General features: G+C 72.2%; 8 protein-coding genes. 3 read left to right on the plus strand and 5 right to left on the minus strand.

Going from position 1 to position 8,316, the window contains the following annotated elements; all coding sequences use genetic code 11:
- Positions 1-33: 33 nt before the first annotated feature.
- A complete protein-coding gene (locus G339_RS34565) occupies positions 34-1,635 on the minus strand; it encodes a protease-associated domain-containing protein (RefSeq protein WP_157407905.1) in 1,602 nt (533 codons plus the stop codon).
- Positions 1,636-2,017: 382 nt separating this feature from the next.
- Here G339_RS34565 and G339_RS39935 point away from each other — a divergent pair, with 382 nt between their 5' ends.
- Positions 2,018-3,610 (plus strand): methyltransferase domain-containing protein, encoded by a 1,593-nt coding sequence (locus tag G339_RS39935; protein ID WP_019632823.1) that lies wholly within the window; start codon positions 2,018-2,020, stop codon positions 3,608-3,610.
- A gap of 586 nt (positions 3,611-4,196) precedes the next feature.
- Here the strand turns inward: G339_RS39935 and G339_RS0119885 are convergent.
- The 4 genes from G339_RS0119885 to G339_RS0119895 form a co-directional block, all read right to left on the minus strand.
- Positions 4,197-4,454, minus strand: coding sequence for a DUF397 domain-containing protein (locus G339_RS0119885; RefSeq protein ID WP_019632824.1), 258 nt, complete (start codon positions 4,452-4,454; stop codon positions 4,197-4,199).
- Between the two features lie 202 nt (positions 4,455-4,656).
- Positions 4,657-4,815 (minus strand): DUF397 domain-containing protein, encoded by a 159-nt coding sequence (locus G339_RS41140; RefSeq protein ID WP_157407906.1) that lies wholly within the window; start codon positions 4,813-4,815, stop codon positions 4,657-4,659.
- Between the two features lie 81 nt (positions 4,816-4,896).
- On the minus strand, positions 4,897-5,082 hold the full coding sequence (locus tag G339_RS0119890; protein ID WP_019632825.1) for a DUF397 domain-containing protein: 186 nt from the start codon (positions 5,080-5,082) through the stop codon (positions 4,897-4,899).
- A complete protein-coding gene (locus G339_RS0119895; RefSeq protein ID WP_169514769.1) occupies positions 5,073-5,855 on the minus strand; it encodes a helix-turn-helix domain-containing protein in 783 nt (260 codons plus the stop codon). The genes G339_RS0119890 and G339_RS0119895 overlap by 10 nt, the downstream gene beginning before the upstream one ends.
- A 158-nt stretch (positions 5,856-6,013) precedes the next feature.
- Between G339_RS0119895 and G339_RS34580 the strand changes: the two genes are divergently transcribed.
- Entirely contained in the window at positions 6,014-6,436 is a 423-nt protein-coding gene (locus tag G339_RS34580; RefSeq protein ID WP_240489866.1) for an ATP-binding protein, read from the plus strand.
- Between the two features lies 1 nt (position 6,437).
- Positions 6,438-7,358 carry a hypothetical protein gene (locus tag G339_RS0119905; protein ID WP_019632828.1) on the plus strand — a complete coding sequence of 307 codons (921 nt, stop codon included), beginning with the start codon at positions 6,438-6,440 and terminating at the stop codon, positions 7,356-7,358.
- The last annotated feature ends 958 nt before the right edge of the window (positions 7,359-8,316 follow it).

Raw genomic sequence — 8,316 nt, forward strand, 5'->3', positions numbered from 1 at the left:
CAGAACGGCGGCGGCGTCCCGGCGGAGCGCGGCCTAACGCGCGGTCCGGTCGAGCAGGCCGAACCGGCGGAGCAGGTCGAGCAGCGTGGACGGGTCGTCGGCCCGGCGCTCGGCCAGATCCGCGCGCGGGGTGTGGGCGAGTTCCAGGACGGCGTCGGTGAACGCGACGGCCTGGCGGCGGACGGCGCGGGTGTCCACGAAGCGCATCGTCGGCATCCCCGCGTTCAGGAGATAGGCGGGGCCGGAGATGAACTGGAACGACGGCAGCGCGGCGATCCGCCACAGGCCCTCGCCGTCGCCCGGCCACCAGAACCCGCTGGGCGACTCGCCGCGCTGGACGTCCGGCAGGAACGGGCGCATGACGCGCGGGTCGCCCACCGCCGACCGCCGGTGCGCGCGCCGCGCCGCGCCGATCATCGCGGGGTGCGGCGAGCTGAAGCAGATGGCGGTCTCGTAGCCGGGGCCGATCTCGTACGTGCCGTCCGCGCGGGGCAGCCAGGGGCGCGCGCCGAGGTGCTCGATGCTCATCGCGGCGGCCGTCCGGGCGACGAGGCCGTCCGCGTTGCGGCGCAGGAACGTGTCGGTGCCGATCGTCCCGGCCATGTGGCCGGTGCTCATCACGACGAGCACTGATCTCGGCAGCAGGTCGCGCGGGATTCTGGCGAGGTACTGCGCCATCGCCAGGATCGCCTCGGGGCCGTTCTCCTCCAGGCCGTTGGTGCCGTCCGTGTGCGACTGCACCATGATCAGCTCGTCGGACGCGCCGGGGATGATCCCGTACAGGTTCGGCGTCGTGATCCGCTCGACGGCGGCCTCCAGCCGCAGCCGGACGCTGCCTCCGGCCCGCGCGACGTCGGTGAGCTTCGAGCCGGTGTCCCTGTCCACGATCAGCGACGGGATGCCCCGGATGATCCCGTCGTAGGGCAGGTACTGGCCGCGCGCGACGTCGGCGGGCAGGTCGAGGACGATGATCAGCCCGACCGCGCCGGCGGCTTTGTGACCGTCCATCTCGCCGCCCGCCGACATGCCGCCGAACCACGGGCGGTCGTAGACGGCGAGGGGGTTGTAGCCGGACGCGTGCTCGGGCTGCCAGGGGGTGTCCCAGTCGATGATGTCCATGAACAGGTACGGGATCTGCGGGGGGCGCACCGTGACGAGGCCGATCGTGCCGCTCTTCGGCTCGGTGGACAGCGGCGCGGTCACGCCCTGCGGGCCGGTCGATCCCGAGTACGGGACGTACCAGGACACATCAACGGCTCCGGCGTTCTGCCCGCCGATGACGTCCAGGCTCCAGGCGGACGGTTCCCAGCGCGTCAGCGGCACCGGGTCGGTCCGGACGTTCTGGATGCCGACGCGCGCCATGCGTTCGGCGAGGTTGTCGATGTAGGCGTTGTGCGTCTTGCCGCCGGTGGCGCGCAGGCCGATGTCATCGACGGCTTCCTGCCAGGCGTGGATCTGCTCCCACGGCATGAACTGGCCGTCCGCGACGCGCAGAGCGGCGTCGCCGGTCAGTGCGGCACCGGGCCACGCCACCGCCCGCGCGGCCGGAGCAAGCCAAGCCCCGGCGGCGAGCCCACCGAGAACCGCCGCGCCACCGGTGAGCACTGTGCGGCGGTCGAACGAGGCAGCCGTCATGGGACGTCCCTTCGGGGCGGGATCAGAACAGGACCGAGAAGCCGCCGCGCGCCCGATCCCGTGTCGGCACCGCCGGTTCGCGTCGGACGCGCCGGAGCCTGCGGCGGTCGCCCCGATTAAAAGGACATCCATGTCTGTTTGTCAATGGGCACCGCCCGCCCACCCGGCAGAGCGCCGCCGCCGAACTGTCACCATGCCGTCATGGTCAACCGGGCCTGCGGGACGGTACTCCTCTGCGTGTACCTCGAACCGAGCCGCAGAAGGGACGCAGCATGGGCAAGCACGACAGCGATGATCAGAAGGAGATCGAGGGCGACGGTCGGCAGCAGGGCCGCCCGATCCCCCCGGCCGACCCCGGCAAGGGCGACGGAAAGCGCGGCAGGTGAGCGACGCGGCGGCGCGGATCGACGCGCTCGCCGACGCGCTGCTCGCGCGCGGCGACATCACCGACCCCGCGTGGCGGGACGTCCTGCACGCCGTGCCCCGGCACCTGTTCGTCCCGCGCGCGGCGTGGGCGGCCACGCCGGGCCGGCCGCGCCGCCGCATCGACGCCGACGCCGATCCGGACGGCTGGTGGGACGCGGTGTACGACCCGTCCACGGCGATCCTCACCCAGTTCGACGACGGCGCGGGCGACGAGCGGCGGGCGCCGACGTCCTCGCTCTCGGCCCCGGATGTCGCGCTGCCGTTCCTGGAGTCGCTGCACCCGTTCGGCGGGCAGCGGGTTCTCGACGTCGGGACGGGGACGGGCTGGACGGCGGCGGCGCTCGGCGTCCGCGTCGGCGACCGGAACGTCGTGTCGGTCGAGGTGGACGCGCGCGTCGCCGCACGGGCCGCCGCGAACCTCGACGCCGCCGGGCGCACGCCGATCCTCGTCATCGGCGACGCCGCGACGGCCGAGATCGCACCGGGCGAGGCCGCACCGCGTGACACCGGGCCGGGCGGAACCGCACCGCACAGAACCGCACCGCACGGAACCGCACCGCACGGAACCGCACCGCACGGAACCGCACCGCGCGGAACCGGGCCAAGCGAACCCGGGCCGCGCGACACCGGGCCAAGCGATGCAGGACCGCGCGAGGCCGGACCGCGCGGAACCGCACCGCGTGACACGGGGCCGGGCGAGGCCGGACCGCGCGAGGCCGGACCGGGCGGAAGCAGGCCGGGCGGCGCGGGACCGCGCGGAAGCGGGCCGGACAGCGCGGGGCCGGGCGGTGCGGGACCGGGCGATGCTGACTCGCGCGGTATCGGACCGTGCGGCGCCGAACCGCGCAGCGCTGGACCAGGCGACGCCTGTCCGGGCGCGGCCCCGGCGGCGCTGCCGGACGGGCCGCCGTTCGATCTCGTCCACGTCGCGTGCGGCGTGACGGCGGTCCCGGCTGCGTGGGTCGCGGGCACCCGGCCGGGCGGCGCGCTGGCGCTCCCGTGGATGCCGGACTTCGGGTACGGCTTCCGGGTGTGCCTCGCCGTCCTCCCGGACGGAACGGCGACGGGACGGCTGGCCGGGTCGGCCGGGTACATGATGCTGCGCGCCCAGCGCGGCCACCGGGGGACGCCCGCGCGCCGGTGGGCGGAGGCGGCGGGGCCGCCGCGCCGCTCGTCCACCCGGCTCGACCCGCGCCTGCTCGTGCTCACCCCGGGCGGCGGGCTCGCGGCGGCGATGGCCGGGCTCGTCCCCGGCGTCCGCGCCGACCTCGGGGGCGACCCGGAGCCGACCGGCGAGGCCACCCTGTGGCTACTGGACGCCGCCGGACCCGGCGGAGCGTGGGCGTCGGTGGACTACGCCCCCGGACGGACGGAGTTCGAGGTCGAACAGGCAGGCGACCGCGACCTGTGGGCCGAGGCGGAGTCCGCGTTCTTCCAGTGGCTCCGCTGGGGCCGCCCACCACTGCACCGCTTCGGCCTCACCGTCACGCCCACGGGCCAGCACGTCTGGCTGGACGCCCCCGCCAACCCACTCCACCCGCCCCGCTGACCCACCCCGAAAAGCGGCGGCCAATACCCGATCGGCGAGTTGGTTGGGGGGTTGCAAAAACCCTCGAAGGGTGGATGAGGACGTGACGATCATCGACCTGCGGCAGCAGTACCGCCCGTTGCGAACCCTCGCAGGGTGGATGAGGACAAGTTCTAGGGACCACCCCGTGACCGACTCCACTCCGTTGCGAACCCTCGCAGGGTGGATGAGGACAGCTGGTCGTCCGCGCCGTCGCTGTCGGCGTACTGTTGCGAACCCTCGCAGGGTGGATGAGGACCCCCACGTCGTGTCGGCGGTCCGGCAGGGCACCCGGTTGCGAACCCTCGCAGGGTGGATGAGGACCCTAGGGTAAAGCCGCAGGTCTTGGTGTGGCCAGGGTGGGGTGGGGCGGCGGGGTTTGCAGTGGACCTCCGGTTGTGCAGGAATCCTGGGGGGGTTCGCTGCAAAACGGTCTGCGGGGTGATGGGGCGGTTGCGGTGTGTAGGCGGGGTTCGGTCGGGGTTCATTCTCGTCGGTCGCAGGGGGCGGTGCTACGCGCCCGGTACGGTTCGCCGGGTGTGGCCTGCTTCGGCTGGGTGGGGGTTGGTCAGGTGGTGCGGATTCGTTCGACCAGGTCGCGGAAGTTCGCGCGGGCCAGGAAGAGGTGACCGGCCTCGGGGTTCTTGCTGTCGCGGATGGCTACCTGCGGCGGGGCCGCTGCCAGCTCGACGCAGTGGCCGCCGTTGTCGCCGCTGTGGGTGGACTTGCGCCAGGCGGCCGTGGCCGGGACGAACGCCAGTTCGACGCAGTCACCGCTGTGGCCGCTGTGGGTGGACTTGCGCCAGGTCAGGGCGGTGAATTCCATGATTGCCATGCACCTTTCGGCGGATACAGCAAAGGCACCCGACCACAGACGCCGTGGTCGGGTGCCCTCATGGTCTGTCGGCTACAGGTTGCGCACAACCGCCGCGAAGGTGCGGAACTCGTCGCGCGGAAGGAGCAGACGCGGACCCTCCGGGTCGAGGTTGCGAACCCTCGCAGGGTGGATGAGGACCAGTCCTAGGCGTTCAGGGACCGCGCCTGGAGTGTAGGTTGCGAACCCTCGCAGGTGGATGAGGACACCAGAATAAGGTGCCGGTCCTGGTTGCCGCTGCCAGCTCGACGCAGTCGCCTCCGTTGTCGCCGCTGTGGGAGGATTTGCGCCAGGTCAGGGCGGTGAACTCCATGATCGCCACGCACCTTTCGGCGGATACAGCAAAGGCACCCGACCACAGACGCCGTGGTCGAGTGCCCTCATGGTCCGTCTGCTACAGGTTGCGCACAACCGCCGCGAAGGTGCGGAACTCGTCGCGCGGAAGGAGCAGACGCGGACCCTCCGGGTCCTTGCTGTCTCGCACAGCGATCGTCTCCGGCACGGACGCGACCTCGATGCAGTTGCCACCGTTGTCGCCGCTGCGGGTCGCCTTGCGCCAGGTGACGTGGGTCAGGTCCATCGCTCGTCGATCACCTTCCTGATCAGCAACCGCGAGTCCTCTGTGTTCAAGACCCGCGCCTGAAGTCTAGCGAAGGTGTCGCTCAGGCTGCTGACCGCGCGCGTATCGCGCAGCGTCTCGCCTTCGAGTGAGTTGTCGACATACGCGATGGCGGACAGGTCCTCCTGAGACGCGATCGTGAACGAGGCGTTGACGCCTCGGTAGTGCCCGAAGGGCGCGATCTGGACGTGGATGTTCTCGTGCATCGACATCTCGACAAGGTGTCCGAGCTGTTTCCGCATGACCTCGCGGGAGCCGACCTCGCTGAGCAGGACGCCCTCGTACATGACGGCGAAGAGCGTAGGGGCGGGGTTCCGACCGAGAACCGCCTGTCGGGCGAGGCGTGACTTGACGTTCTCCTGGTCCTGGAGCAACGCGACCGCGTACTCCTCAGTTTGAAACATCCCGTAGACATAGAGCACATCGACGGACCTCAAGATCGTCGCCGTCTCCTCGTACGCCTCGAAGGGCGCGAACGGGCGGGGGGCGGCGGTCTTCGCGACGTACTTGTGCCAGGCCTTGATGATCTCACCCTCGGCGCCGAGGGCCTCGTCCAGGCCCGTCGCGACTTCGAGCGAGCAGCGGTTGACGCCCCGGATGATCTGGCCCATGAACCCGGGACTGATCGGGACCATCTCGGCGAGCCGCTGCCGGGTGATCCCCGCAGCCTCACGGAAGTGATCCACTCCCTCGCCGAACCTCTCCAGCGGCGGAGATGGCCGTTTCCTTCGCATGCGACCTCCTTTCCTCATACTGAACCGGGCTGAGGTTCATTCTTCGCCATGCCGCGTTATTCACGGCACGGCGCGTGGCCTCCCGATCACGGTAGGCCATTGCCGTGGCTTGATGGAAGCCCGAACGGGAAACCAAATCGGAGGCGTTGGTGACCGAGATGATCCAGAACACGGCCTGGCCCGCACCGGTGACGGAGCCATCGTCACTGACAATGCGTTCAATGCCCGAATCGTCCGAAAAGGCGCGCGCCTTTGTCGCCGCATGGTTCGCCACCTGCGGTTTCTGCACCGACATCGTCCACGACGCCCGCCTGGTCGGCAGCGAACTGGTCACCAACGCCCACCGCCACGCGACCGCGCCCGGCGAGCCGATCACCGTCCGCCTCTACCTGAGCGACTACGGCCCTGTCATCGAGGTCATCGACCCCAGCGACCGCGTCCCCGTCCTGCGCGACCCGTCCGATCCCTTCGCGGTCTCCGGCCGCGGCCTCGCTCTCGTCGCCGCCCTGACCCGCACCTGGGGCACGAATCCCCTCGCCACCGGCGGCAAGGTCGTCTACGCGATCCTCCCGGGAATCTGACATGCGCCCCACGACCCGCCGCGCCCTCTTCCGCGCCCGCAGGACCGACCCCGCCACCCCGAACAGCGCCGCACCCGAACCCGCCACCACGAACACCACCGCACCCGACCCCACCACGAACCCCAAGGCCGACCGCACCACCGACTGCGCCACGAACCCCGCGGCCGAGCGCTCCACCAACCGCACCACGAACCCCACGGCCGAGCGCCCCACCAACCACACCGCGAACCCCACAGCCGAGCGCCCCACCGACCGCGCTACGAACCCCACGGCGGAACAGGCCGCCGACCGCACCACCGACCCCACGGTCGAACACCCGGCCGGGCGCGCGAACCCGCACGCGAACACCCGCACCCGCGCCGCGAATCACGCCGCCGACCGCACGGCCGAACACGAGAAACCCCGCGTCAGCTCCCACATCGCAGACGCGGAGCGCGCCGCCGACGAGCCCGACAGCAGCGGGCCCGCGCGTCCGCGCACCGGCGCCCACACCCGCAGAACCGGACGCGCCGGTGCCGCAGGCCGCTCCCCCGACCTGGCCGACGCCCGCACGCCCGCACGTCCGCGTACAGGCGCCCACACGCCCGCACGTCCGCGTACCGACGCCCGCACCCGCGCCCGCGTCCGCGAGGCCGATCGCGTGGGCTTTCGCGCGCGTGTCCGCCACTTCGTCCGCAGCCGCCTGGGCCGCCGGGAACTCGCCCCGCACCCGCACGGGCACCTGGTCCCGCTGCTGCACGACCTGTTCCCCGAGTGGTGGTTCTCCCTCGACCACCACGGCCGCTGGGCAGCGAACCATAAGTCCGGCGAACGCCTCCCGTTCAGCGCGGGCTCCCTCGGCGAGCTGCTGGCCGCCCTCTACCTCGTGGAACCCGACGCCGGAAGCCGCATCCACCGCCTGCTGCGCCCTCCGGCTCCCTGAACAGGGGACGCGCCGCGCCGACCTCCCTGACCCGGCCCGGCGCGTCCCCGCCGCACCGGAGGCCCGCCCGCCGCCCGTTCCCGCCCTTGGACCCGGCGAACGGCCCGGCGGCCCGGCCTCCGCGGGCGTGCGCCCCGCCACGGACTCACACCCGGGGCGCACGCCCACCCCGCTCCCCGCCCGGTGCCTCCAAGGAGGGGAAGGCACCGGGCGGCCCCACCCCGACGACGAACCGCCTCCCGAACCACTCCCCCAGCACTCCAACACCCACCCCCGAACCCCAGCACCATGCCCAGAACGCCCGACTTACCCCTGCGCCGACCTCCATTCTGTTAGCCAGCACGTGGAACTCTAGGACTCGCCTATATACGCACCCCGAAAAACTCACCGCCACGCGCCCACTGACCCGCTCTGAGCCAAATCACCACCCGAGACACCATCACTGAACCGCTTCCTTTCATCAGCGGTTCAGTCCAACCATCTCCCCCTCACCAAAACCACCCGCGCCCCATCCCCCCGAACAATCACCCAAGACAGCGCCCCAAACCCCACCACGGCCCAACGCAAGGCGAAGGCGCCTCGGCGCGGCACGGCCCACCGCGTCCGAGCGCGGCGTCCGACCCGGCGCGGCACAGCGCACGACCCGGCGGCGCGGCGCAGCGCAACCTGACCGACCCAAGAGAACCCGACCTCACCCACCCCGACCCGACCTCACCCACCCTGACCCGATTCGGCGCAGTCCCCACGCCCCAACGCGGCCCCACACGGCACGGCCCCGCACGACGTGGCCCGCACGACGTGGCCCGCACGGCGCGGCGCGGCGCGGCGCGGCGCGGCGCGGCGCGGCGCGGCGCGGCGCGGCGCGGCACGGCACGGCACGGCACGGCACGGCACGGCACGGCACGGCACGGCACGGCACGGCACGGCACGGCACGGCACGGCACGGCACGGCACGGCA

Origin of the sequence: Actinomadura atramentaria DSM 43919, assembly GCF_000381885.1 — a bacterium.
Lineage (GTDB): Bacteria > Actinomycetota > Actinomycetes > Streptosporangiales > Streptosporangiaceae > Spirillospora > Spirillospora atramentaria.

Bases quoted from the DNA above. Each gene is read 5' to 3' on its own strand.
- G339_RS41140 (WP_157407906.1), bottom strand. From the start codon at position 4,815: ATGGAGTTCACCGCCCTGACCTGGCGCAAATCCTCCCACAGCGGCGAC.
- G339_RS34580 (WP_240489866.1), top strand. From the start codon at position 6,014: ATGATCCAGAACACGGCCTGGCCCGCACCGGTGACGGAGCCATCGTCA.
- G339_RS0119895 (WP_169514769.1), bottom strand. From the start codon at position 5,855: ATGCGAAGGAAACGGCCATCTCCGCCGCTGGAGAGGTTCGGCGAGGGA.
- G339_RS0119905 (WP_019632828.1), top strand. From the start codon at position 6,438: ATGCGCCCCACGACCCGCCGCGCCCTCTTCCGCGCCCGCAGGACCGAC.
- G339_RS0119885 (WP_019632824.1), bottom strand. From the start codon at position 4,454: ATGGAATTCACCGCCCTGACCTGGCGCAAGTCCACCCACAGCGGCCAC.
- G339_RS34565 (WP_157407905.1), bottom strand. From the start codon at position 1,635: ATGACGGCTGCCTCGTTCGACCGCCGCACAGTGCTCACCGGTGGCGCG.
- G339_RS0119890 (WP_019632825.1), bottom strand. From the start codon at position 5,082: ATGGACCTGACCCACGTCACCTGGCGCAAGGCGACCCGCAGCGGCGAC.